The 25,379-nt window shown below is 60.7% G+C and carries 23 protein-coding genes and 1 tRNA gene; 12 read left to right on the top strand and 12 right to left on the bottom strand.

Annotation, left to right across the window (positions count from 1 at the left end; genetic code table 11):
- Positions 1–66: 66 nt before the first annotated feature.
- Positions 67–648 (bottom strand): DR2241 family protein, encoded by a 582-nt coding sequence (locus FN369_RS02165; protein WP_142524566.1) that lies wholly within the window; start codon positions 646–648, stop codon positions 67–69.
- Positions 626–1,432 carry a CbiX/SirB N-terminal domain-containing protein gene (locus tag FN369_RS02160; RefSeq protein ID WP_142524565.1) on the bottom strand — a complete coding sequence of 269 codons (807 nt, stop codon included), beginning with the start codon at positions 1,430–1,432 and terminating at the stop codon, positions 626–628. The genes FN369_RS02165 and FN369_RS02160 overlap by 23 nt, the downstream gene beginning before the upstream one ends.
- A gap of 122 nt (positions 1,433–1,554) precedes the next feature.
- On the opposite strand from FN369_RS02160, the gene FN369_RS02155 reads away from it, so the two are divergent.
- The 11 genes from FN369_RS02155 to FN369_RS02105 all read left to right on the top strand — a co-directional run bounded on the left by FN369_RS02155 (position 1,555) and on the right by FN369_RS02105 (position 14,012).
- A complete protein-coding gene (locus FN369_RS02155; protein ID WP_142524564.1) occupies positions 1,555–2,526 on the top strand; it encodes a class II fructose-bisphosphate aldolase in 972 nt (323 codons plus the stop codon).
- A 190-nt stretch (positions 2,527–2,716) separates the two neighbouring features.
- Positions 2,717–4,306 (top strand): phosphoenolpyruvate carboxykinase (ATP), encoded by a 1,590-nt coding sequence (pckA, locus tag FN369_RS02150; RefSeq protein ID WP_142524563.1) that lies wholly within the window; start codon positions 2,717–2,719, stop codon positions 4,304–4,306.
- Positions 4,307–4,374: 68 nt separating this feature from the next.
- Positions 4,375–5,652: a glycolate oxidase subunit GlcF gene (gene glcF / locus FN369_RS02145; protein ID WP_142524562.1), complete on the top strand. Its 1,278-nt coding sequence runs from the start codon at positions 4,375–4,377 to the stop codon at positions 5,650–5,652.
- Positions 5,653–5,879: 227 nt separating this feature from the next.
- The gene (aceA, locus tag FN369_RS02140; protein WP_142524561.1) at positions 5,880–7,157 is read left to right on the top strand and encodes an isocitrate lyase; all 1,278 of its coding nucleotides are present in this window, start codon (positions 5,880–5,882) and stop codon (positions 7,155–7,157) included.
- A gap of 262 nt (positions 7,158–7,419) precedes the next feature.
- Complete coding sequence (locus FN369_RS02135) at positions 7,420–8,889, top strand: FAD-linked oxidase C-terminal domain-containing protein (protein WP_142524571.1); 1,470 nt, start codon at positions 7,420–7,422, stop codon at positions 8,887–8,889.
- Between the two features lie 117 nt (positions 8,890–9,006).
- A complete protein-coding gene (glcE, locus tag FN369_RS02130) occupies positions 9,007–10,077 on the top strand; it encodes a glycolate oxidase subunit GlcE (protein WP_142524560.1) in 1,071 nt (356 codons plus the stop codon).
- Between the two features lie 212 nt (positions 10,078–10,289).
- Positions 10,290–10,604: an RNA-binding regulator gene (gene rbp / locus FN369_RS02125; RefSeq protein ID WP_142524559.1), complete on the top strand. Its 315-nt coding sequence runs from the start codon at positions 10,290–10,292 to the stop codon at positions 10,602–10,604.
- A gap of 81 nt (positions 10,605–10,685) precedes the next feature.
- On the top strand, positions 10,686–11,465 hold the full coding sequence (locus tag FN369_RS02120; RefSeq protein ID WP_142524558.1) for a TIGR00282 family metallophosphoesterase: 780 nt from the start codon (positions 10,686–10,688) through the stop codon (positions 11,463–11,465).
- 8 nt (positions 11,466–11,473) lie between these two features.
- Positions 11,474–12,274, top strand: coding sequence for a hypothetical protein (locus FN369_RS02115; RefSeq protein WP_142524557.1), 801 nt, complete (start codon positions 11,474–11,476; stop codon positions 12,272–12,274).
- A gap of 179 nt (positions 12,275–12,453) precedes the next feature.
- Complete coding sequence (locus FN369_RS02110; protein ID WP_142524556.1) at positions 12,454–12,882, top strand: hypothetical protein; 429 nt, start codon at positions 12,454–12,456, stop codon at positions 12,880–12,882.
- 338 nt (positions 12,883–13,220) lie between these two features.
- Positions 13,221–14,012: an inositol monophosphatase family protein gene (locus FN369_RS02105; protein ID WP_142524555.1), complete on the top strand. Its 792-nt coding sequence runs from the start codon at positions 13,221–13,223 to the stop codon at positions 14,010–14,012.
- Positions 14,013–14,099: 87 nt separating this feature from the next.
- On the opposite strand, the gene tal is transcribed toward FN369_RS02105, so the two are convergent.
- The 9 genes from tal to FN369_RS02060 all read right to left on the bottom strand — a co-directional run bounded on the left by tal (position 14,100) and on the right by FN369_RS02060 (position 23,738).
- Complete coding sequence (gene tal / locus FN369_RS02100; protein WP_142524554.1) at positions 14,100–15,185, bottom strand: transaldolase; 1,086 nt, start codon at positions 15,183–15,185, stop codon at positions 14,100–14,102.
- A 125-nt stretch (positions 15,186–15,310) separates the two neighbouring features.
- A complete protein-coding gene (locus FN369_RS02095; RefSeq protein ID WP_142524553.1) occupies positions 15,311–17,362 on the bottom strand; it encodes a sodium-translocating pyrophosphatase in 2,052 nt (683 codons plus the stop codon).
- Between the two features lie 69 nt (positions 17,363–17,431).
- Positions 17,432–17,503 (bottom strand) — tRNA-Val (locus FN369_RS02090).
- Between the two features lie 30 nt (positions 17,504–17,533).
- Positions 17,534–18,952 (bottom strand): NADH-quinone oxidoreductase subunit N, encoded by a 1,419-nt coding sequence (locus FN369_RS02085; protein WP_246189487.1) that lies wholly within the window; start codon positions 18,950–18,952, stop codon positions 17,534–17,536.
- A 51-nt stretch (positions 18,953–19,003) separates the two neighbouring features.
- Positions 19,004–20,467, bottom strand: a complete 1,464-nt coding sequence (locus FN369_RS02080) for a complex I subunit 4 family protein (protein WP_142524551.1) — start codon at positions 20,465–20,467, stop codon at positions 19,004–19,006.
- Between the two features lie 50 nt (positions 20,468–20,517).
- The gene (gene nuoL, locus FN369_RS02075; protein ID WP_142524550.1) at positions 20,518–22,293 is read right to left on the bottom strand and encodes an NADH-quinone oxidoreductase subunit L; all 1,776 of its coding nucleotides are present in this window, start codon (positions 22,291–22,293) and stop codon (positions 20,518–20,520) included.
- Between the two features lie 6 nt (positions 22,294–22,299).
- Positions 22,300–22,608, bottom strand: coding sequence for an NADH-quinone oxidoreductase subunit NuoK (gene nuoK, locus FN369_RS02070; RefSeq protein ID WP_142524549.1), 309 nt, complete (start codon positions 22,606–22,608; stop codon positions 22,300–22,302).
- A gap of 19 nt (positions 22,609–22,627) precedes the next feature.
- Entirely contained in the window at positions 22,628–23,119 is a 492-nt protein-coding gene (locus FN369_RS02065; RefSeq protein WP_142524548.1) for an NADH-quinone oxidoreductase subunit J, read from the bottom strand.
- A 97-nt stretch (positions 23,120–23,216) separates the two neighbouring features.
- On the bottom strand, positions 23,217–23,738 hold the full coding sequence (locus tag FN369_RS02060; RefSeq protein WP_142524547.1) for a NuoI/complex I 23 kDa subunit family protein: 522 nt from the start codon (positions 23,736–23,738) through the stop codon (positions 23,217–23,219).
- Between the two features lie 83 nt (positions 23,739–23,821).
- Here FN369_RS02060 and FN369_RS02055 point away from each other — a divergent pair, with 83 nt between their 5' ends.
- The gene (locus tag FN369_RS02055) at positions 23,822–24,841 is read left to right on the top strand and encodes an aldo/keto reductase (protein WP_142524546.1); all 1,020 of its coding nucleotides are present in this window, start codon (positions 23,822–23,824) and stop codon (positions 24,839–24,841) included.
- Positions 24,842–24,879: 38 nt separating this feature from the next.
- Here the strand turns inward: FN369_RS02055 and FN369_RS02050 are convergent, their stop codons facing one another.
- Complete coding sequence (locus FN369_RS02050; protein WP_142524545.1) at positions 24,880–25,242, bottom strand: lipid-A-disaccharide synthase N-terminal domain-containing protein; 363 nt, start codon at positions 25,240–25,242, stop codon at positions 24,880–24,882.
- Positions 25,243–25,379 lie beyond the last annotated feature (137 nt).

Here is a 25,379-nt window from a genome sequence, read left to right as displayed (position 1 = left end):
CGGACGATCTACCGCCGGCCCGCCGGCTCCTCTACGAGCAGAGCGGCCGGCGTTCCAAGGTTCTCCTCAAGCAGCTTTCCTAGCCGCGGCCCGGGACCGGGCCTTGTGCAGGAAGTAGTGGCAGACCTCCGGACAGAGAAGAGGGATCTCCCCTCGGTCGCCGGATGGGCGTTCGAAGGAATACCAAAGCGGCCGGCGCAGGCAGCCCCGAGTGCAGATCTCCTCGACAAGGAGAGAAAGATCGTCGGCCGGCAACCGCCGCGTCCCCTCGTAGAGGCCCGTCTGTCGCCCGGCCGTTTCAGAAAAAGGCGTCGAGACCAGCCGCTCTTCTTCCCATGCCGCCCACACTGCCACCGCTCCGGGATAGAGAAGCTGGAGATCGGCGACAAGCTCGTCGATCGAAAGAGGGCCGCGCCGCCAGCCCTTGCGCAGCCCCGGGGCACCGCGCAGCGGACGAAATCGGCCGGCTGCGTCGAAGCGCGCCAACTCCAAAAGCGATTCCCAATCGGAGAGAAGCTGCAAACCGGGATCCTCGGGAGCATCCGCCCGATGGGTCAAGAGATAGCCCGGAGAAATTCGAATTTCCCCGATCATCCAGGGTGGCGCGAGCCGCGCGAGCCGACATTCAACCCATTCGGTGAGCTTCATCGAAGGCATCCACCTGAGCCAGAATTACCTGATCCACGATCGGAGCCATTCCCGCGGCCCCCGCATAGTAGACCCGCCTTCCCTTCTCCGTCGTTTGAGGATTCCGGAAGTCCGGATCCCGCGGTTGACGGGCCAAACCCATCATCCGGGGAATGTCGACGTAAGAGTGCTTCCCCTCGGAAAGAAAGAACGGCACGACCGCCAGATCCCGGCTGGCAATCAGTTCTCGCCATCGCGCGACGCTCGGTTCCTGCTCCAGGAAGGCCACGCTGCATTCGGCGAATCGTCCAGACGCCCGAATGCGCTCAGCCTGCTCCCATGCGGTCTGCGCGGAGTTCTCGTTGCGATCGGTCCCATGCCCGACGAGCAGAAGGGCGACACCGCAGGAAGGGATCTCTCCGAGTGTCTTTGCCGCCTGCTCCGCGATCGCCTCGGCCATTCGGGGGTGGCGTCCCGGAGGTTCGCAGTACCGAATTTCGCACGAACCCCGCCGAGTGACGGGTCCGACCAATCCGAACTCTCGGGGAACGATCTCCCGCGTAAAATAGCCATGACTCAAAAAATCGGGCACGAGATAGACGCACGCCTCTTCGACCACGTGGAGGATGTTCCGATAGGAAGGTTCCTCTTTCCAGAAGCACTCGTAGACGGCTGCGAACGCTCCGCACGCCCGCAAGGAGGCGGCATGGCGATAGATCGGAAGCGCGGATTCCGGGCTGAACATCGAACCATGACCCGCCAGGATGAGCCCTCTGCCCTCGAGATTCTTCCTTCGCGGTTTCATGACGCTCCATTCGCTACTTCGCGCTTGCCCGGGAAAAGAGGGAACCGTACTCTGGCGGCTGCCCAACAGAGCTAAGATAGCCTGATGGGCTTCGGCGAGCGAATGAGAAGGAGGCAGGAGTCATGATCGTCACGACAGCAGAATTGTTCCGATGCGCGTACGGAAAATACGCAATCGGCGCTTACAACATCAACAACATGGAGCAGACCCTCGGTCTCTTCCGCGGATGCGCGCAAGGGGAGGCTCCCTTTATCATCCAGATTTCGAGAGGAGCAAGAAAGTACGCCGACAAACGAATGCTCGAAGCCATGATCCGGGCCGCCGAAGCCATTTACCCCGAAAGCATCTTCGCGGTTCATCTCGATCACGGCGACGAGGAAACCTGCTACGACTGTATCGATTCGGGTTTTTACAGCTCGGTCATGATCGACGCTTCGCACCATCCGTTCGAGGAGAACGTTGCCATTACGCGCCGTGTGGTAGAGCGAGCTCACGCGAAGGGGGTGAGCGTCGAAGCAGAGCTTGGGATGCTGGGGGGGGTCGAGGAAGACATCAAGGTCGAAGAAGGGCATTCCTGCCTCACCGACCCCGAACAGGCGAAAGAGTTCGTCGAGCGAACGGGTTGCGACTCGCTCGCCTGCGCTATCGGCACGAGCCATGGAGCCTATAAGTTCAAAGGAAGACAGTCGATTCACTTCGACGTGCTGGAAGCAATTTTCCAGCGCCTGCCCGGTTTTCCGTTGGTGATGCACGGGAGCTCCAGCGTGCCTCAGGAAGAGGTGCGGCGCATCAACGCGGCGGGCGGGAAGCTCGACCCGAGCGCCTGCGGTGTAGACGAAAACGAGTATCTCCCCGCGGCAAGGCTGGGAGTCACCAAGATCAATATCGACACCGACGGGCGTTTGGTTTGGACGCGCGTCCATCGCGAGTATCTTCGCGATCATCCGGAAGATTTCGATTTCCGGGGCGCCGGCCGAATCTACATGGCGGAATATGCGAACTTCATCGCGCATAAGAGCGAAAAACTCGGATGCGCCAAGCAATTGGAGTCGGTGCGCAAGTCCATTCTCGCGCAACGGGGCGGCAACGCTTAGCCGACCGAACGCAGGTATTGGCAGCCATCGGAAATCGGCGGAACGACCCCGTTGTGCGGGCTCTCCTACTCCCTGTCCCTGCACAAAAAGCATCTTTTTTCGTGCAGGAACGGACCGGATAGGATTGGCGGGAAAACGACGGACTTCGCGTTTCGAGGAAAAGCCCTGAGGGGCAAAGGGAGAGGAGTTTATGGCGGGAGCAGTTGGTCTAGAATATCTCGGCATCCGGAATGTCCGCGAAGTTTACTGGAATTTGACGACGCCGGCGCTCTATGAAGCCGCCATCCGGCGTTACGAGGGAATGATCAGTCACCTCGGGCCGTTCGTCTTTCGAACGGGCGAGCACACCGGCCGGCTTCCCAAGGACAAGTTCCTCGTTCAAGAACCCTCTTCCCAAGACAAAGTCTGGTGGGGACCGGTCAACCAACCGATTTCCCCGGAAGCCTTCGAGCAGTTGCGCAGGCGGCTCCTCGCCTACCTGCAAGGGAAGGATCTTTTTATCCAAGATTGCTACGGGGGAGCCGACCCCCGTTACCGGATCCCTCTTCGGATCATTACCGAACGAGCGGTCCATTCCCTATTCGCCAGGACCCTCTTCATCCGCGAGAAGGACCGGTCGAAGCTGCCGCACTCCAGGCCCACTTTTACAATCCTCCATGCGCCCGACTTCCGCGCCGACCCCGCCGTCGACGGCACCCGATCCGAGGCATTCATCGCGATCCATCTCGGGAAGGGCCTCGTGCTGATCGGAGGCACGGCTTACGCGGGAGAAATCAAGAAGTCGGTTTTCACGATCCTCAACTATCTCTTCCCACTCCAGGGAGTCCTCTCCATGCACTGCTCGGCCAATTTCGGCTCCTCCCCGGAGGACGCGGCCCTCTTCTTCGGACTCTCCGGCACCGGCAAGACCACACTCTCTGCGGATCCTGACCGGACGCTGATCGGCGATGACGAGCATGGCTGGACCGACTCCGGGATCTTCAACTTCGAAGGTGGATGCTATGCCAAGGCCATCCGTCTTTCCGCCAAAGGCGAGCCGGAGATCTATGCGGCGAGCCGCCGCTTCGGATCTCTCTTGGAAAACGTCTCGCTCGACGTCGAGACCCGCCAAGTCGACTTCGACGACGAATCGCTCACGGAAAACACCCGCTGCGCCTATCCCGTCAACTATCTGCCTCACGCCGCCGAAGACGGAATGGGAGGCCATCCCAAAAATGTCGTCTTCCTCACCTGCGATGCGTTCGGGGTCTTGCCCCCGGTCTCGCGGCTCACCCAGCAACAGGCCCTTTACCATTTCCTCTCCGGATATACCGCTAAGGTGGCGGGAACCGAGGTCGGTGTCCGCAGCCCGGAAGCGACCTTCAGCACCTGCTTCGGTGCTCCGTTTCTTGTCCATCCGCCCAAGGTCTACTCGGAGCTTCTGAGGAAGAAGCTCGAGGCGCACGGCGCTCGTGCCTGGTTGGTGAATACGGGTTGGACGGGAGGTCCTTACGGGGAAGGACGCCGCATGCCTTTGGCCGCGACTCGGGCCATCGTCCGGGCGATTTGCGACGGTTCTCTCGCAAAGGTCGATTATGCCCAAGAGCCGTTCTTCGGCCTCGAGGTCCCTCGATCCTGCCCGAACATCGACGCCGCAATCCTCTCTCCCGAATCGACCTGGAAAGACCCGGAGAACTATCGGAACCAAGCGCGAAAGCTCGCGGCGCTTTTCCGGGAGAACTTCCTCCGCTTCGGCTCCGACGTTCCCTCTGACCTGGTGAAGGCGGGACCAAGGGTCTAATTCGTGGCCCGGGCGGCCGCTTCCTCCGGGAGATAGGGAATCTGTTGCTTCATTCGGGAGGTCCGGCGATGGAAGCGCGCCTGTCGCAGTCACTGCTGGGCGAAAGAGCCGCTTGGGAAGGAGAGCGGCTCCTTCGCGCCTGCGTCCATTGCGGCTTTTGCTTGCCGGCTTGTCCGACCTACCAACTCCTCGGCGACGAGCTCGACAGCCCCCGTGGCCGGATCTACTTGATCAAGGAGGTGCTGGAGGGACGCGGAAGCGCAATCGCCCAAGAGCATCTCGACCGTTGTCTGCTCTGCCGCGCTTGCGAGCGGGAATGTCCCTCCGGAGTGCAATATGGGCGTCTCGTGATGGTGACTCGGCCTCTGGTCTCAGCCCAAAGCCCTCGGAGCCTACGGGATCGGCTCGCGCGGGGGCTGATCGCAGCCGTGGCCTCCGATCCCTCCCGGCTCTCCCGGGCAGTCGCACTCGCGCGGTCGATCCGTCCGTTTCTCCCGGCCCCCCTAGCGGCAAAGCTCCCTCCCCGTCCTCCGACGCCTCCGCCCCTCCCTCGACACCGCCAACATCCTCGACGAGTCCTCGTCGTGCCCGGCTGCGCTCAATCCGTCCTCTCCCCGGCCACCCATATCTCCCTGGCCCGCGTTTGCGACCGCTTAGGGATCGAGCCGGTTTTCTCGCCCGGATCCGGTTGTTGCGGCGCCCTCTTTCACCATTTCGGCTCGGCGGAGCGAGCCCTTCGTCAAATCCGACGCAACATCGATCTCTGGTCGCCTGCCCTGGAATCGGGTGCCGAGGCCCTGCTCATCCCCGCAAGCGCCTGCTCCCTCATGGTGCGGGAGTATCCCGAGCTTCTCGAAAACGATCCGGCCTATGCCGAGCGCGCCCGGCGGATCGCGAGCGCCGTCAAGGATCCGGCGGATCTGCTCCTTTCGGAGAAGATCGACGCCCCCTTCGCTCCACCGGGCCGCGCGGTCGCGCTCCACTGCCCATGCACGCAGCGGCCGGGAGTCGTCGAAACGCTCTTCCAACGGCTGGGAATCCCCCTTTCCCGGCAACCGAACTCTCCTGCCTGCTGCGGCGCCGCAGGGGCCTACGCGCTTCTCCAGCCGAAGCTCTCTGGGCGGCTCCGCTCTTTGAAGACGGCCGCCCTCGAAGCGGGCGACCCCGAGGAGATCGTGACGGCCAACATCGGCTGTCAGCTTCACCTGGCCGGCGGGAGCCGGATTCGCGTCCGCCATTGGATCGAGCTGGTCGACGAGTGCCAAATTCGGAGTGGGAGCCGCGAAAGCGATGCGGCCATCCGTGGATCTCTTCCAGCGCAGGCGAACGAGGAGAATTCGCCTTGACAGCGGTAGACGCACCCTTGCAAGATCTCGGCCCTGGGAGCAAGCGCCCGGCACAGCGTCTCTGCATTCCTATCCGCACGACTTTCGTAGCTTTCCGCTAGGCGGGGATCTCCTCCTTCCGATTGCGCAGCGGAAAGCGGAGGATCGAAAAATCTCAAAGAGGCTCCCCGACGGACATTCCCCTCGGGTCCGGCATCCCGAGAAGTTTTTTTCCACGGAAAAATGCGATGAAAGAGGAAGAACGAGTCAAGCAAATCGGCGAAGAGTGGAATACCAACCCTCGCTGGAAAGGAATCGAAAGAACTTATAGCGCCGAAGCGGTCGTTCGTCTCAGCGGCTCGCTCAGGATTGAACAGACGCTGGCCCGCCGGGGGGCCGAGACGCTCTGGAAGCTATTGCAGACGGAGCGATTTGTCGGCGCGCTCGGCTGCCTTACGGGCAACCAGGCGGTACAGCAGGCCAAGGCGGGCCAGAAAGCGATCTACCTCTCGGGTTGGCAAGTGGCCGCCGATGCCAACGAAGCGGAGACGATGTATCCGGATCAGTCGCTCTACCCTGCGAACTCGGGGCCTCGCCTGATCCGACGGATCAATAACGCGCTCAAGCGAGCCGACGAAATCGCTTGGATGGAGGGGGACCACCGAATCGATTTCTTTCTGCCCATCGTCGCCGACGGGGAGGCGGGTTTCGGAGGCGTCCTCAACGCCTTCGAGCTGGCCAAGGAAATGATCGCGGCGGGAGTTGCGGGAATTCACCTGGAAGACCAACTGGCTTCCGCCAAGAAATGTGGTCATATGGGTGGAAAAGTGTTGGTCCCGACCCAGGAAGCGATCGCCAAGCTTCTCGCAGCGCGGCTCGCGGCGGACATATGCGACGTGCCCACCGTCTTGATCGGGCGGACCGATGCCGACTCGGCTAGCCTAATCACCTCCGACATCGATCCGCGCGACCATCCCTTCCTGACGGGAGAAAGAACCTCGGAAGGCTTTTTCCGCGTCCGGGCGGGGATCGAGCAGGCGATCGCCCGGGCCCTCTCCTACGCCCCTTACGTCGACCTCCTCTGGTGCGAAAGTTCCAAGCCCGACCTCGCGCAAGCCAAGCAATTCGCCGAAGCGGTCCATGCGAAGTTTCCCGGCAAGCTTTTGGCCTATAACTGCTCCCCCTCCTTTCATTGGAAGAGGCAGTTGGACAAGACGGCCATTGCGCATTTCCAAGACGATCTGGCGGAAATGGGGTACCGCTTCCAGTTCATTACGCTGGCCGGATTCCATGTCCTCAACTACAGCATGTTCCATCTAGCCAAAGAGTACTCGCGGCGCCACATGGCAGCCTACGTCGAACTCCAAGAAGCCGAATTCGCAGCGGAAAAGGAGGGCTACACGGCCACGCGCCATCAGCGCGAAGTCGGTGCCGGCTATTTCGATCTGGTGAACATGACGATTCACGGCTCCTCCAGCGCAACGAGCGCCTTGAGCGGCTCCACCGAGACAGAACAGTTTTCTTGAAGCGGCTTGAAAACGAAAAGCGGTGTCGGGCCGCCAGTCGTCCCGGAAAAGGATCTCCTAGGACGTCGATAGATCCGGATCGCGGCGGTAGACCTTCCGGCCGGTGCCGAAGAAATTCTTACCCGGCAAGACTCGGCCCCAAGTTGCAAACGGAGGAATTTCCGAGCAATCCTCTCTTGTGATTTCTTTGCGTTTCCCTTGGTTGTTCCGTCGCCCGGACGACCGGCCGACGCAAGCGACCCCGCGGCCGGAGCCGCCGGCCATCTCACCGGCAGCCCTTCCGCCAGAAGACATTTTGCAGCGGCTGCGCAAGGCCCTTCCCGAAGGCGCCCTCCTTTCCAAGCCCGAGGAGCTCCGCCCCTACGAGTGTGACGGACTCACCGCCTACCGACAGCTCCCGCTGGCCGTTGCGATCCCGGAGACGGTGGCGCAAGTGCAGGAAATCCTCCGCATCTGCGAAGAAGTCCGCCTGCCCGTCATACCCCGCGGGGCCGGCACCGGCTTGTCGGCGGGCGCTCTTCCTCGGAAGGACGGCTTAGTCCTCAGCATGGCCCGCTTTCGCAACATCCTCGCGGTCGATCCGCTCAACCGGACGGCACGGGTCGAATCCGGGGTCACCAATCGGGCGATCTCGGAGGCGGCGGCTCCCTACGGTCTCTTCTACGCGCCCGACCCTTCGTCCGGAGTCGCCTGCACCATCGGAGGCAACATCGCGGAAAACGCAGGGGGCCTCCACTGCCTCAAATACGGATTGACCGTTCACAACGTCCTTTCCGTAAAGATCGTGACCGCCAAGGGGAACTTGCTGACTCTCGGAGCGCAGGGTTTCGACTCGCCGGGCTTCGATCTGCTCGCCTTGTTCATCGGATCGGAAGGGCTCCTGGGAGTCGTCGTCGAAGCGACGGTCCGGCTCCTGCCGCGGCCGCCCTCCTCGCGGCTCATCCTTGCGGCTTTCCCGTCGGTCGAATCCGCCGCGCGAGCCGTCAGACTGCTGATCGGGCGAGGATTGATGCCGGCCGCCTTGGAAATGATGGACAATTTGGCCATTCGGGCCGCCGAGGATTTCGTCCATGCGGGTTATCCGGTGGATGCCGCCGCCCTCCTGCTCTGCGAGCTCGACGGCTTACCCGAGGAGGTGGAGGACCAAATTGCCCTCGCCGAGGACTCTCTGCGGGAGAGCGGGGCGAATTTTCTTCGCCTCTCTTCTTCCGAAGAGGAGAGGCTTTTGCTCTGGAAAGGGAGAAAGTCCGCATTCCCTGCCGTCGGCCGGATCGCGCCCGACTACTACTGTATGGACGGCACGATTCCTCGTCGGGCCATTCCCGCAGCCCTGCGCCGCATCGCCGAACTTTCGAATGCATACGGACTGCGGGTGGCCAATGTCTTCCATGCGGGAGATGGCAATCTGCATCCGTTGATCCTTTACGATGCGAGTCGGCCCGAAGAGCTCGAGCGGGTGGAGAAGCTCGGGGGACGCATCTTGGAGCTCTGCGTGGAGCTCGGAGGCGTCATCACCGGAGAGCATGGCGTGGGAGCGGAAAAACTCGATCCGATGTGCCTCCAGTTTCGCGCGCCGGAGCTGCGGCAATTCCATCGAATCAAAACGGCGTTTGATCCTCACGGCATTCTCAATCCCGGAAAGGCGGTCCCCACGCTCCATCGCTGCGCCGAATTGGGGGCCATGCACGTCCATCAGGGGAAAGTCCCGTTTCCCGAGATCGAGCGGTTCTGATGCGAAGGCTCTCGTCGCCTCTTCCAGAAAGCTCCTCCGGCTTTCGCCGTTTACCCGAGCCAGATTGTACCGAGAGGAGTTCGTTTGACGATCCGATCCCGTGGAGAAAGGAACGATATGGGCAATGAGGATGAGGATCAGGATCTGACCGCGGCCTTGGCGGAGGGGATGCGGCAAGCCCACGATGCGAAAACGCCGCTCTACCTTATCGGGGGGGATACGAAGCCCTTTTGGGGACGAGGCGTCGAGGGGCGACGTTTTTCGTTGCTAGGGCATCGGGGCGTTATCCGCTACGAGCCGACCGAACTGGTCCTGACCGCACGAGCCGGCACTCCCCTAGTCGAGATTCACCGCCTACTCGCCGCACACGGACAATGGCTCCCCTTCGAGCCACCGTCCTTCGGATCGGCCGCAACCTTGGGCGGAACCATCGCCTGCGGCCTTTCCGGCCCGGCTCGCCCCTTCTTGGGTGCGGCTCGGGACTTCGTCCTGGGCGTACGCGTACTCGACGGAAGGGGCCAAGTTCTCCGATTCGGCGGGGAAGTAATCAAGAATGTGGCCGGATACGATGTGGCACGCTTTCTCACCGGAGCGCAGGGCACCCTTGGCGCTTTGCTCGAGGTCAGCCTCAAAGTGCATCCAAAGCCGCCGGTCTCGGAAACCCTTGCTAGAAAGGAAAGCGCGGAAGCGGCCATCCAACTCCTGGTCGAGCTAGCGGCCCAACCATTTCCGCTCACCGCCGCCTGCCACGATGGCGAACGGCTCTTCCTCCGCTTCCACGGAACGGAGGGAGCGCTCCAGGCTGCGACCAACCGGATCGGCGGCGACCGCCTCGCCGACGCCGACTCCTTTTGGGAGTCCGTCCGGGAACAGACACACCCCTTTTTCTCCGAGCCCGGCCCGCTCTGGAGACTTTCGGTCCCCCCGGCGACCCTGCCTCTCGCTCCGGGCAGAGGCGCCCTCTTTCTCGATTGGGGCGGAGCGCAGCGTTGGTGGAAAGGGCTTGCCGAGCCCGCCATGGTCTGGAACTGGGCCCGAGAGAAAGGAGGCCATGCCATGCTTTTCGACTCCGGCCAATGCCACCGGCAGCCGATCGATCCCGACCTTCTCTCCCTTCACAAGCGGCTCAAGCATTCCTTTGATCCCGAAGGCATTCTCAATCCGGGGCGCCTCTACGAAACGTTATAGCCGGCCCACCGCACGTTCCGCGAACCACGCTCCCGCCGAATCGGAGGCCTCTGGAGATCCCGCTTTCCCCTTGACTCTTTCCGACGATATGGGATCGTGAACGAGGTCTGCGAGAGAAGATCGGCATCAAGGATGAGCCGTGCTTTCCTCAAGGGCCGCTGCGATCGGGGAGACCCGGCAGATAGGATGTGTTTGAATCAAGGAAAGATTGCATGAATAGAAGACTGTATGTCGGGAACCTCCCTTTCTCTCATCGAGAGGAAGACGTTCGGGCGCTTTTTAGCCAGCATGGAAAAGTCACGGAAGTGAATCTCATCATCGATCGGATGACCGGGCAGTCCCGTGGTTTTGCCTTCGTCACGATGGAGAGCCCGGAAGAAGCCAAGGCGGCAATCGACAAGCTGCATGGAGCGAAGGTCGAAGGAAGAAGTCTGGTCGTAAACGAGGCCAAACCGAAAGAGGAGCGTTTTGCTCCGTCGGGCTCCGGATCGGGTTCGGGAGGCTTCCGGAAGCGGGATCGGCGCTAGCCGAATCCCGTTGCTTGGAGGAAGGTCGCTCTTCTCGTTCTTCTCCTGTCGGTGGGGTCAGCGAGAGACGACGCTGGCTCGGTGAAGGTATTATTCTTAGGCGATGTCGTCGGGGAAGCCGGTCGGGAGGTCGTCCGCATAGCGATCGTCCGGCTTCGCCAAAAAACGACGGTTGATTTCGTCGTCGTCAATGGAGAGAATGCGGCCGGCGGCAACGGGATCACGCCTAAGATCACTTACGAGCTGCTGCGCTACGGCGCGGATGTCATCACGCTCGGCGATCATGCTTGGGATCAGCGGGAAATCGTACCGTTCCTTGCCGACGAGCCGCGTCTCCTCCGCCCGCTCAACTATCCACCGAATACACCAGGCAGCGGGTCGATCGTCGTCCAAGGGAACGGGAAAAAACTCGGCGTTCTTTGCGTTCTCGGACGGACCTTCATGGGGCCGCTGACGGACAACCCCTTCCTGGCGGTGCATCCCGTTTTGGAAGCCGTTCGGCGGGAGACTCCTTGCATTCTCGTGGACTTTCATACGGAGGCAACTTCGGAAAAGATCGCATTCGGTCGATACTTGGATGGACAGGCGTCCGCAGTCGTGGGGACGCACACCCACGTGCAAACTGCGGATGGAAAGATTCTTCCAGGAGGCACCGCATATCTAACCGATGCGGGGTTTTGCGGGGCGCACGATTCGGTGATCGGGCGCGACGTAAATTCGGTCATCCAGAAGTATGTGACGCTCTTGCCTCAACGCTTTGGCTTGGCTACGAAAGGTCTCCAAGCCGACGGCGTCTTGCTCACCCTGGATGACGTTTCCGGGCGGGCTCTCGAGATCGAACCGATCCAACTTTCCATTTAGGAGTGCCTATGCGGCTTCCCGACTCGAAGCCGTTTTCTGGTTGCGCAATCGCGGCCCTCTGCTTGCTGACCGCCCCTTTGGGCGCGATGGCTGCGGAAGCTCCGCCGGCCCCCTCCTCTCCCCCCTCTCTTTCTTCGATCGTCGATCGGATGGTCGCGAAACAGGAAGCGCTTGCGCACGAGCTGAATGCTTACCAGTTCCTCGAGCAGATCGACATCGAGGCGCTGGGGCGGGACAATGCAACCCGCCGCCGCTCCCGTGTCGTCGTCCAAATTCGTCCAAACAGCCATGCGCTGATCCTCACGGACGCGCCCGGTGACGAGAAAGCCAAGCGGGCGGCCGCAGAGGCGGAAGTGAAGCAGGCCAGGCGAGGTATCGAGACGGTCTACTCTTTCCGGAAAGCCGTCCCCCGCTTCCACGTGGTCCTGCTCGGTCACGGGAACTGGCATGGGGAACCGGCCTATCGCCTCGCCTTCGCCGGAAAGCCCGATGAGCCCTATCGAACTCCCCTGGAAAAGCTCCTGAACCATGTGCATGGGCAGATGCACGTAAGCGCGCGCGACTATTCGATCCTGGAAACGCAGGCTTTCCTGGCCGAACCGGTCAATGTCGCCTGGTTTCTCGTGCGCTTCGAGCACCTGGATTTCTTCTACGTGGCCCAGCGGATCTCGCCATTGGGCTATGTCCCCAAAACAGTGACGTTTCATTACCAAGTTCGAATTCCCTTTGCGTCCCGGCATGAACGCCAGCATATCGAACTTGTGGATTATCGACGGGCGAAACCAACGGAAACCTCGGCGGGTCCGTAGAGGAGATTCGGGCAAAGCTCTCCATGACTTCGATGCACCCTTCCCCCTTCCCATTCCCTGCAGGAGGCAGCCGGCCCCGAGGTCGGCTTTCGTGGTTGTGCGGCATCGCACCGGCAATCGCTTTCTTCGGACTATGTCTCTTGTTGCCTCCGACCTCCGCGGAAGGACGGAGAGCCGCAATGACGCCCTTTTTGACGGAACGGCTCGCTCGCTTCCTCGATACCCTGCCGGAAGGGAATCAACTCTTCGTTCGAAGCTACTTGGCCTTCGACTGCACCCACGATCTGGTGGGACCCTCTCTCTGCGAAAAACGCACTTTCTTTTATGTGATCGAGAGAGGCAACGAGCGGCGCGGCAACCTCCTTTTTGTCTCTCAGGGCAATGAATTTCGCTTCCTCCATTATTTCTCCTTTTCGAGCCCTTATGCCGAGCTTCCCAAGCTGGGACTTTCCGAGGAAGAAACTCTCTGCGTAGCTCTCCTCTGGGCGCAGTACGAGCTGCGAAGCCAAGGACGAAGCGCCCTGCAAGCCATGGTCGCAAACGGGCAATTCCATTCCGCTCCGCTCCAGAGGACGGCCTACCGCCTGCTGGGAATTGCTTGCCCATAAGGGGAAGCGGCTCTTCGACTTTCCATCCGAATTGCGAGAACGCCTATCCGAAAGGAAAGCTCCCGACCGCGCTTCCCCTCCTTTGCTCCGCTGGATCTTTCCATTTCGGCATTCCGGACCTCCCCATGGCGAAAACCAAGGACTTGCGCCGCGTTGCCGGTCACAATTCTTGATCATCCCTCACAATCGCCCTACCGTGGCGGCAGCCGATGCAGTATACGGAGTGACCATGCCGGAACAGGGTGTTTCCCGAATCTACTCGCTGCTCTTTTTTTCCGCGGAAGCGCAACAGCGGAGCTCGACTTCGCCCCTTCTTCTCTAACTTCCCCAATCCGCCCATGAGCCATCTCTCCCCCGAACTTTGCGCGCTCTCCGCCCAATTGGCCCGGACGGCCGTCGACGCGGCTTTGGTTGCCGGCGATCTCCTCCGACGGAATTTCGGAGAGCCGGTGGTCGTCTCCGAGGAGAAGACCTACGACCTCAAGATCGAAACGGACAAGCGATGCCAGGATCTGATTTCCCGCACGATCCTCGCCGACTTCCCCGACCATCGGATCTTGGGGGAAGAGGGTCAGGAGGGATCGCCGACCGGAACAATCGAATGGATCGTCGACCCCCTCGATGGCACGGTCAACTTCACTTACGGGATTCCCCATTTTTGCACATCGATCGCCGCTCGGTACGAGGGTCAGACCTTGGTAGGCGTAATCTACGATCCGATCCGCCAAGAACTGTTCACCGTCGAAGGGAATCGGTCCCCACGCCTAAACGGCAAGCCGATCACCTCCAGCGGGCGCGCGCGCCTTTCCGAATCGATTTGTGTCGTCGGCTTCTCCCGCAGCCGGGCGGGCATTGATCAGGGGCTGCGCCTCGTTCAATACCTGGTCCCCAGGGTTCGGAAGGTGCGATTGACCGGCTCGGCGGCGCTCGACTTGGCCTACGTGGCCTCTGGAAGGATCGACGCCTACTTAGAACAGGAGATCCATCTCTGGGATATTGCGGCCGGGGTCCTGCTTCTCCAGAGTGCGGGCGGCACAATCCACCAGTTTCCCAATGCGGGCAGCGATACCTTCCGCGTCACGGCCACCAATGGCGTACTCGATTTAAGCGGGTTGCGCCTCGAGGAGTAGCTCGTCCGACGCCATCCGCTCCTCTTTCTCGAACAACGCCTCAAAAAGCCGCCGGAAGGGTCGCGCTTTCCCCAGAAGCGCAACCCGCTAGGCGTGCTGCAAAAGGGCGCTCCGTTCGGCGAGCGAGCGAAGGAGATCCTTCCAGGAAGAGACGAAGGAATCGGCTCCGTCTCGTTGGAGCTGTGCGGCCAGCGCAGCAACGTCGACTCCAACGTCACGAAACTCGGCGAGCAGCCTAGCGGCATCGCCGCCGTCGGCCGGCAAAAGCTCTCCGATCTCTCCATGATCCGCAAAGGCCAGAAGCGTCTCTTCCGGCATCGTGTTGATCGTGTCGGGGGCCGCAAGAGCACGAATGTAGAGGATATCGGATGCCGATGGATCTTTGGTTCCTGTGCTGGCCCAGAGAAGCCGCTGCGGCCTGGCCCCGGCCTTCTCCAACAACCGCCAGCGATCGGAAGCGAGAAGCTCCCGATAGGCTCGATAGGTCTGCTTGGCCACGGCAATCCCCAACTGGTTCCGGAGACGCTCGGGAACTTTGCCCAGAATCGCCTTGTCCCACCGGCTGACGAATAGGGAGGCCACGGAAGCGACCGCATCCAAGGGAAGCCCCGCCGCCCTTCGCCGCTCGAGACCGGTCATGTAGGCGTCGGCGGCGGCGAGATAGTGTTCCGCCGAGAAGAGGAGCGTCACGTTAATGGAAACGCCGTCGGCGATCGCCCCCGCGATCGCAGGCAGACCTTCTCGGGTGCCCGGGATCTTGATCAACAGGTTGGGACAACCCATCTTGCCGTGGAGCCGCTTTGCTTCCTCCAGAGTGCGATTGGCGTCGTACGCCAGAAGCGGAGACACTTCCAAGGAAACCCAACCATCGATTCCTTGCGTCGTTTCATAGATAGGACGAAACAGCTCCGCCGCTCTCCGCAGGTCCTCCATGGCCAATTCGAAAAAGAGAGGTTCTCCCTGAAGGCCCCGCGAGGCATGCTCCTGGATTGCTTCATCATACCGATGGCTCTTTGCAATCGCGTGGTCGAAAATGGTCGGATTCGAGGTGAGGCCGGTGACCGAATAGTCCCGGATATATCTCTCCAGGGTCCCGTCATCGAGCATCTTTCGCGAGATATTGTCTACCCAGAGACTTTGACCGAGTTCGTGGAGTTTTTGCGTCGCTTTCATGGGGGTTTATGTCCAAGATCTTCGGGTTGTCGATTCCGAAGGAGCGGCCTCTCTTTCGCTCGAGGCGATGCGAGAGGCGCTTTACAAAAGCCTAAGCCAGCCCCGACCGCGGGTCAAACCTCGTCTTAAAGTTTCCAGTAACGAGCAAAGATCCCGATCACCAAAATCGCCAGGACGTTCACGACTTTGATCATCGGGTTGATCGCAGGCCCGGCGGTATCCTTATAAGGATCGCCCACGGTGTCACCCGTTACGGCGGCGGCATGCGTTTCCGATCCCTTCCCGCCGTAGTGGCCTTCCTCGATATATTTCTTCGCGTTGTCCCATGCGCCGCCCCCGGAGGTCATGGAGATCGCGACGAAGAGACCGGTGACGATCGTGCCGATCAGAGCCCCTCCGAGCACGACGGGACCAAGTCCGGGGATTACCGCGATCGCGACGACAAGAATCAACGGCAGAAGCGCCGGAAAGATCATTTCGTGCAATGCGGCCTTCGTCACGATATCGACACAACGGCCGTAGAGGGGACGCGCCGTCCCCTGGAGAAGGCCCGGGATCTCCGCAATCTGCTTCCGAACCTCTTGCACGACGGCTCCCGCTGCATTGCCCACCGCCGCCATGCTCCGGGCGGCAAACAGGTAGGGGAGGAGAGCGCCGAGGAAGAGTCCCACGATCACCTTGGGATCTTGGAGTCGGAATTGCAGTCCCTCGGCCGTGGCCTGCGAACTGTAATGTCGAAGCTCCTCCACATAGGAGCCGAAGAGGACGAGAGCCGCCAATCCCGCGGAGCCGATGGCATAGCCTTTGGTGACGGCTTTCATCGTGTTCCCCACAGCGTCGAGCTCGTCAGTTATCTGGCGCGTCTGCTTCGGCAGTCCGCTCATGACGGCGATGCCCCCCGCGTTGTCGGTGATGGGGCCGAAGCTATCCAACGAAATGACGACTCCGGCCATGCTCAGCATGCAGCGAACCGCGATCGCCACGCCGTAGAGCTGATCGAGCCAATAGGTGGCTAGGACGGCGATCGCAATGAAGAGGACCGGAAGCGCGGTCGCTTCCATCCCCAAGGCCAAGCCAGCGATGATGTTGGTTGCGTGACCGGTCTGGGAAGCCCGCGCGATGCCTTGCACCGGTTTTGCCGTGGTCTTGGTATAGTAGTCGGTGATCATGACCATGGCGGCCGTCATCAGCACCCCGATGACCGAGCAGCTATACTCTTGGGCCCACCGGTTGGGGAAAAGCCAGAGACAAAGAGGAAGAAAGAGGGCCGAAGCAACGACTCCGTTCGCAATGACCCCACGGACCAGCGCCTTTCCCGGAGCGGCCTTGGAAAAGGTCACGTATCCGATCCCGCAAAGCGCGCCTAGGATGGTAATGCAGCCGACCAGAAACGGATACATCATCGCCGCGGGATCCCCGCCCAAGCTGATCGCCGCGACAAGAACGGCCCCGATGAGACTGACGACGTAGGTTTCGAAAACGTCGGCAGCCATCCCGGCGCAGTCTCCCACGTTGTCTCCAACGTTATCCGCAATGGTCGCGGGATTGCGGGGGTCGTCCTCTTCCAAACGCTGCTCGATCTTTCCGGTAAGGTCGGCGCCGACATCGGCCGCTTTCGTGTAAATGCCCCCACCCAGGCGCGCGAAGACACTGATCAAACTGGCGCCGAGGGCCAGCCCGACGAGAGCCGATACGGTCTCTCGAAGACCCTGGTAGGAGGACGACAGGAAATAGAATGTGCCTACCGAAAAGAGCGCGAGTCCGACTACCAGCAGGCCCGTAACCGCCCCACCCCGAAAGGCGGCGTGCATGGCGCGCTGGAGTCCGACCGTCGCCGCCTGCGCCGTTCGAACATTCGCAAGCACGGCGACGCGCATGCCGATGAATCCCGCCAAAAACGAACAGCCCGCGCCCAGGAGGAAGCCTCCAGCGGCCCACCAGCTCTTGAAGAATCCGATCAGAAGAAAGAGGACTGCGGCAATTCCCGCCACCGTCCGCATCTGGCGATTCAAATACGCCGCCGCTCCTTCCTGGATGGCGCTGGCGATCTCCCGCATCCGCTCGTTGCCGGCATCCATCCCCCGTACTTGGATCGCCAAAACGACGGCCGCAGCCACTCCGAGGAGGGCAAAGCTGATGGAAAGCCCTAACGCATGGTCAATTAGGCACTGTCGCATGGGGCCGCGCGCTGACAATAATCCGCTCTCGCCAAGGAGCAATCCCTTTTTTTCCGCTTTTGCTCGCTCTGGGCAGTGAGGGATTCGAACCCCCGGCCCTCTCGGTGTAAACGAGACGCTCTGCCTCTGAGCTAACTGCCCTCAGCTTCTACGGGGCGCTGCGGGAGTGACCTAACCTCCGGACCCGACCACCGCACCAGCCGCCAAGGCAAGAATCGGCTTTACGTAAAATCCGAAAAGGATGCTCCCGACGTTGAGCGCTAGAAGCAACCCCCGTGTCGCCGGATGGACGGCGATCGGGCCTTGGTGTACCGGATCGCTCCAGAACATCGCCCGCACGACCATCACGTAATAGTAGATTCCGGCGGCCGCCGCAGCCACACCGACTATGACCAGAAAGTGAAGCCCGCTCTCCCACGCAGCAAGGAAGACGAGAAGCTTACCGAAAAATCCCATCAGAGGTGGAATGCCGGCCAGCGAAACCATCGCAAGGGCCATCGACCAAGCCAATAGCGGACTCCTTTGTGCGAGGCCGGAAAGGTCGGCGATCGTCTCCCCTCCCTTTTCCCGCTCGAGGAGAACCAGGACCAGGAACGCGGTAAAAGTCGCCGCCAGGTAGGCCATCAAGTAGTAGAGCACCGAGGCAAATCCGAGAAAGCTATGCGAGGCGACTCCGATCAGCAGAAAACCCGCGTGGCTAATGCTCGAATACCCCAGGAGCCGTTTTATATTCCGCTGCGGAAGCGCCGCCAAATTTCCGAGAACCACCGAGAGCGCCGCCAGCAATGCGACCAAGGGCACCCAATGGCGCTGGAAGTCGGTATTCCAAAAGGGCAGGAGGAAAACCCGGAGCAAGACCACGAAGCCCGCCGCTTTGGAGCCCACCGAAAGATAGGCGGTGATCGGAGTCGGGGCTCCTTGGTAAACATCCGGCGCCCAAATATGAAAGGGAACCGCGGCGGCTTTGAAGCCCAGTCCCACCAAGAGGAAAGCCAGACCGAAAAGGAGCACCGGACCCACCCCCTCGCTTTCCGCGAAGCCGGCTACCGCGTCGAATTGGGTCGATCCCGTTGCGCCAAAGATGTAGGCGATCCCCATCACCAGAAACGCGGTCGCCAAACCGCCGACGATCAAATACTTCGCGCCCGCCTCTAAGGAAGCGGGGTCGGACCGCCGGTAGGCGACCAGGACGAAGAGGGTGACCGTCACCAGCTCGAGCGCGACGAAAAGAAGGACGAAATCCCGAACGGAGCAGAGTAGGGCCATTCCGGCGGTACAAAAGAGGGGCAGTATGTAGAATTCCGCCCGTGCCGCCGGGACTTTGGCCTCTCCTTCCAAGCTCAAGTAGGTGACAAGCATTCCGACGACCAGAAAGAACGCTTTCCCGGAGACCGCAAAGCGATCCCAGGTATAGAGTCCATCCCAAATCACCGCCCTCGTGGTGATGAATGGCAGGAGGCAAAGCCCGGCGATCAGATGGACTGCCAGCACCAGGACGCCGACCGCTTTGGATTCGAGCTTGGCCAGGGACTCGGCAAGCAAAAGAAACACTCCTCCCGCCACCAAGATCACCTCGGGCGCGGCAATCATCCACAATCCTTCGTGCATGGGCTTCTCCCTAGCTCCCTTTCCGCTTCCTCGCTAGTAGAGCGAAAGAAAACCTCTTACTCCGGAGCCGACCACTCCGAGAAGCGTTCCAGGCCAAATTCCGAGAATCAACAGCGCAGCCATCAGCAGCATGTAGGGGATCCGCCCGGAGCCTTCTACGTCGTTCGCCTGTATTAGGTGCTGCGGCAGATCGCCGTAAAAGACAGACCGCACAGCCCGGAGCTGGTAAACGGCCGAAATGACGATTCCCCAGACCACCACGGCGGTAAAGAGGGGCTGGCTCCTCCAGGAACCGAAGAAGATCAGGAGTTCGCCAGGGAAATTTGCGAGCCCTGGGACCCCTACCGAGGCAAACGAACCGACCAAAAACGCAACCGCGACGAAGGGCATCCTCCGAGCTAGGCCGCCGAGCTCGGAGAAGCGGATTTCTCCTGCGCGCTCCCGAACCTCGCCCGCCACGGCAAAGAGGAGCGCCGCGCTCAAGCCGTGAGCGACCATGAGAAAGACCACCCCGCTGATACCGAGCACGTTCCAACAAGCCAAGCCAAGGAAGAGATAGCCCATGTGCATCACGCTCGAAAAACCGAGCATCGCAGGTAGCTCTTTCTGCGCGATCGTGGAAAAGCCGATAAAGAGGATGTTCCCAAGCAGGAGGGCCAAAATCCAGGGTTTCCATGCCTCCGCTCCGCCAGGCAGCAGGGGCATGGCCACCCGAAGAAGGCCGTAGAGGCCGAACTTCTTCAACACTCCGGCATGGAGCATGGCCGCCGAAGCGGGAGCCGAGGCGTAGCCGAAAGGAGCCCAAGAATGGAAGGGAAAGAGGGAAACGAGGGTTCCGAAACCCGCGGCCAGCAGTGCGAAGGGGAGCAGCTGCTGATTTGGAGGGAGCGGATTCTCCCGCAAGTATTCCGTCAGCCGAGGGATGTCGAAGGTACGAGCTCCCGCCGGCAAAGCTCCCAAGAGCGCGATGATCCCCGCCAACAGAACGAGGCTGCCCAAGCCGAGATAGAGCGTGAGCTGAATGCTGACGAATTGCCGATTTTCGGTTCCCCAAATCCCGATGAGGAGAAAGGTCGGAATCAAGGCAAATTCATGGAAGGCATAAAAGAAAAAGAGGTCGAGCGAAACGAAGGCGCCGAGCGCGCCGAGCGACAACAAGAGGAGATAGCTATAGAATTCGGCGGCGCGCTTGATTTGCGCCGGTGCCACCCAAACCGCGGCAAGCGTCACGAGGGTGGTGAGTAGGACCAGCGGAAGGCTCAAGCCGTCGACCCCGACGTGATATCGAATGTCCGGAAGCCCGCTGAGGGCGATCCAGTTGTGGCTCTCGACAAACTGGTAGCCGCCGAGACCGGCGGGAAACTGGACGTAGAGCCAGAGACTGAGCAAAAAGTTTACCGCAGCGGCTGCCATCGATACTTTTTTCGGAGGCGCGCCGAAAAGAATGAGTCCGATGGCGGAGGCTTCCACGAGGAGCAAGATCGTCAAGGGTGACATAGGCGAAGGAAGGTGTATTTCTTAGTGGATTCGATTCCGTTGCCCGCCGGTCAGTGGCCGAAGAGCAGAAGGAGGATGCCCCCTGCCCCCAACGCGAAGAAAAAGGCATATTCTCGCAGGTTTCCGGCTTGGAGCAGCCGCAGCATCTCTCCCCCCAAGCTCACGAGAAAAGCACCGCCCCGGACCAGGAAGAACCCGATGATCCATTGGTCGATCCAGGCTAGGAGCCGAGCCGCTTCCTCCTGCAGCTTGAGAATGGTCCAGTCATAGATCTCGTCGAAATAGAACTTCCGTTCCAAGAGTGGGATCACAATGCGCTCGCGAGTCGCGCGCCCATAGCCGACGGCACCGGCCGTCAGACCGAGAATCACGGCTGTCAAGGACGCCGCAGGAACGAGGAGGCTTTTCTCTGCCGATTCCTGCGCCCCTAGGTAGTGGAGGATCCCGAAAAAGGGATAGCCGGCGACGATGGCGAGCCCGGCCAGGATGATCAGGGGGATCCCCATCACCAGCGGCGATTCCTTGGCGTGCGTCGCAACCTCCGTTCTCGGCTTTCCCAGGAATGCGACCAAGGTGATTCGCGTCATGTAGAAGGCCGTCAAGGCAGCGGTCAAGGCCGCGATCCAAAACAGAGCGGGCTTACTCTGTGCCGCAGTCTGGAGAATATCCTCTTTGCTAAAAAATCCCGAGAGTCCCGGAATGCCGGCCAGCGCAGCCGCGCCGATCCCGAATGTCGCGAAGGTCAACGGCATCTTTCGGCCGACTCCGCCCATCCTCCAAATATCCTGCTCGTGGTGCAACGCATGGAGCACGGAACCCGCCCCCATGAAGAGGAGCGCCTTGAAAAATCCATGGGTCGTCAGGTGAAACATGGCCGCTGTCGTTCCGGCGCATCCCACGGCAAGAACCATGTAACCGAGCTGCGACATCGTGGAATAGGCAAGCACCCTCTTGATGTCGTTCTGCTGAGTCGCGATCAAAGCCGCCACCAGCGCCGTGATCCCTCCGGTCCACGCAATGACGGAGAGAGCTTCGGGAGAGAGTTCCAAAACGAAGAAGATCCGGCAGAGCATATAGACCCCCGCCGCCACCATCGTGGCCGCATGAATGAGAGCGGAGACGGGGGTCGGGCCCTCCATCGCGTCAGGAAGCCAAACATGGAGAGGAATCTGAGCCGACTTCCCTATGCAGCCGCAAAAGAGAAGGAGCGCTGCGATGGGAGCAAGGCTGTTACCCGCCAACCCGCGCGCCGCCGCAGGATCGAATGCCACGGTCCCGCAGGTCGCCCAAAACGTCAGGATCCCCAGCAAAAAGCCGAAGTCGCCGACGCGGTTGGCGAGGAAGGCCTTTCGAGCGGCATCGGCGGCCGAGTTTTTCTCGAACCAAAAACCGATGAGCAGATAGGAGCTCACTCCCACCAGCTCCCAGAAGATGTACATCATGATGAAATTGGTCGAGACGATGATCCCGATCATGGAGGCGAGGAAGAGCGAGAGCTCCCCGAAGAACCGGCCTCGGCCGGGATCTTCCGCCATGTAACCGAGCGAGTAGACGTGGATCAGGAAGGCAACCCCCGTGACCATCAGCAGCATGAGCCGAGCCAGGGAGTCCAAGGTCATTCCGATCTCGACGCGAAGCCCGGGGAGATCGATCCAGGCGAGCGAGGCCGGTGCCTCGATCTTGCCGAGAGCGATCCCGATCGCCGTCAAAAATGTGATCAAGCTCGCCGTGATCGAGACGGCTTGGCTGGCTCGCGGGTGCCGGCGAAAGGCCACCCAAACCAGAAATGCGGAAACCAAGGGAGCTAACAGGAGCAACCAAGCCATAAGCGATTAAAATTTCAATGCGGTGATCTCTTCGGCCTTCGTCGTTCGCTTCATCCGGTAGAGCGAGACCAGAAGCGCCAGTCCGACCGCCACTTCGACCGCCGCCACGGTGATGACAAAGAAGACGAGCACTTGACCCCGGATCTGCTGAGAGAACCGGCTAAAGGCGACCAGGGAGAGGTTCGCGGCATTCAGCATGATCTCCAGACACATGTACATGATCAGAAGATCGCGCCGAATGATGACCCCAGCCAAGCCGATGGCGAAAAGGAGCCCGCTCAGCACCAAGTAATGACCCAGCGTCACTGTTCCCATCCCCTCCTCGTCTCTTTCTTTACACGTCGCTCTTGCTCAAGACGATCACCCCGATCATCGCGATGAGCAGGAGAAGGCCAACCCCCTCGAAGGGCAGCACATACGCACTAAAAAGCAAGTGCCCGATGCTTGCGGCGTCGCTCGCTTCCCCGGCCCCCGCCCCGCTCGTTTCCCATGCCGAAGCCGGGATGGCGCGCCAAAAACCGATCCCCAGGAGGACTATCGTCAGAAGACCCGCCCCCACACCGAGGGGGCGAAGGGGAGTGACCTCTTCCGCCTTCAAGTCGAGCAGCATGATGATGAAGAGGAAGAGCACCATGACCGCGCCCGCATAGACCCACACCTGCACAGCCGCTAGGAAGTATGCCCCCAGAAGCCCGAAAAGCCCGGCCAAGGCGAGAATCATCGTGACAAGACCCAAAGCCGAAGCGACCGGGCTCCGGTTCACGATCACCGCAACAGCGCTGCTCAATAAGCCGAAGGCCAAAAACCAGAATAAAAATCCTTCCATCCCTTCTTTCCGACTGTTCCGTCGTTAGCGACTCCCCACAGAAAATCAAGAGCGATTCTGAAAACTCTCCGACTTCCAGGGGGCGCCGTCCGGCGGCTTACTTGTTAGCCCACTTCCGGATCGGCCGAGGCAACACGCCTCCCATCGCGTAGAGCTTGGCCTTGTCGTGGAGAAGCTCTCCGCGGCTCCGGCCGTTCAAAGAATAGGTTTGCGGCAGAAGAAAGATCGCCTCTTCCGGACAGACCTCCTCGCAGTAGCCGCAGAAGATACAACGCGTCATATCGATCCAGAACTCCTTGGGCGCTTTCTCTACTTTGGCGTAGGGGGAATCTTCCGGAATGTCGCCGGGGTCGATCCGAATCGCGCGCGGGGGGCAAATAAACTCGCAAAGCTGGCAGCTCACGCATTTTTCCCGACCCTCCTCATCCTTCACCAAGACGGGCGCCCCTCGATAACCGGGAGGAATGGGAGGGCGTTCCTCGGGATACTGCAGCGTAATATGCGTCTTCCCCGATAACCTAGCCACGAAATGGCGCAACGTGATCTTCAATCCCTCCCAGAATCCAGGAAGATAGAGCTGTTCCACCCAGGAAAGATCCGGCCTGCGAACGACGATCATAATCCTTCCTACTCTACCGGCAACGAAGTCGCTGTCAGCCTTTTTTCTTTTCCTGCCACGGGTGTTTGTCACACGATAAGCTTATGAAGTACCGGTTGCTGCGCGAGACGGGACAAAAGGTTTCGGAAGTCGGCTTTGGCCTCTGGACACTATCCACCGGATGGTGGGGGGAATATACCGAAAAGCAAGCTCTCGATTTTCTTCACCGTGCGTTCGATTTGGGCATCAACTTCTTCGACACGGCGGACGTCTATGGCTACGGCTACGGTGAGGAGCTGCTCGGTAAGGCCTTCGGCGGCGAATCGAGCGGGGTGGTGGTCGCTACCAAGGTCGGATACGACTTTTCCGGCTCTTCCCGCGGTCCCGGCCAACGCGAGCTCCCCCAGGATTTTTCGGAGAGCTTCCTCCGGCGAGCCGTAGAAAGCTCCTTGCGGCGTCTCCGGCGGGAGACGATCGACAATCTCCAGCTCCACAACATCCGGATGGAGCATGTTGACGACGACCGTATCTGGGAGCTTCTCGACGCTCTCCGCCGAGAAGGGAAAATTCGGTCGTACGGCATCGCTCTCGGGCCGGCGATCGGCTGGCTCTACGAAGGAATCGAGGCTCTCCGCCGCCGCCGGCCGCACGTCGTGCAGCATATCTACAACCTCCTCGAACCCTTTCCGGGGCGGCCGCTGATGGACGCGGCTCCGGATCAAAACCCCCGTTTCCTCGTGCGGGTTCCGCATTCGAGCGGCTTGCTCGAGGGTAGGTACACCGCTGAGACAACCTTCCCGAAAGGCGACCATCGCAACCATCGACCGGCCCATTGGCTTCCCAACGGTTTAAAAAAGGTGGAGCAGCTCCGCTTTCTGGAAGTGCCCGGAAGGACTCTGGGGCAGGCCGCGTTACAATGGATTCTTTGCGAGCCGCGAATTCTCTCCTGCCTCCCCAACATCTACGCCCTGGAGCAGCTCGAGGAATTCGCCGCAGCCCCCGACTCTCCCCCCCTCACCCGGAGCGAGCTCGACCGAATCGAGGAGCTCATCGCCGGGAACTTCGGAATCGAAGAACCCCAAGAAGCCTACAAGGGCACCATGACTTGGGCCGCCTCGGCCTGACTTCGATCCGTCGGAGCTTCCTCGCGCAAGAGCATCCATTATCCGCCGCCGGGCGGGGAGACCGTCTCGGCTTGCGAGGAGGCCGCAACGGGAGCGACGCTCAGTCGTCGTTCCCGATGGGCAAAGTAGAGGTTCCGGATGTAGGGAATCCACGTAAAGAGATACGCGAAGACAAAGACCGAATCTCGTCGCGACAGCGCATAGATCAAGAGGAGCAGCGAGCCTCCGAGGCTGCAGTACCAAAAGGCCAACGGAACGACCACCGTCTTTTTCCGCTCCGTGGCCAGCCATTGAATGACAAAACGCGAGAAGAAAAGGAGATTGCCCGCCCAACCGATCACCTTCATCACGCTCCAGTGAACCCCCAACCAGGAGCTGTCTGCCCAAAAAAACTCACTCATTCCCTTTCTCCCTCTCTTTCCCGGAGTTCCACGCCTTGCGGAGAGCGACAAAAGCCCTACAACTCCCCGGCTCTCTTCCCGCATCTCCCCCTCGATTTTCGCCATCCGAAATCCGAGAAGACCGGCGCCTACCCTCA

The sequence above is a fragment of the Methylacidimicrobium cyclopophantes genome (assembly GCF_902143385.2).
Classification (GTDB): domain Bacteria; phylum Verrucomicrobiota; class Verrucomicrobiia; order Methylacidiphilales; family Methylacidiphilaceae; genus Methylacidimicrobium; species Methylacidimicrobium cyclopophantes.
The sequence above is the reverse complement of the archived record's forward strand: the minus strand, read 5'-3'. Positions and strand labels throughout refer to the sequence as shown.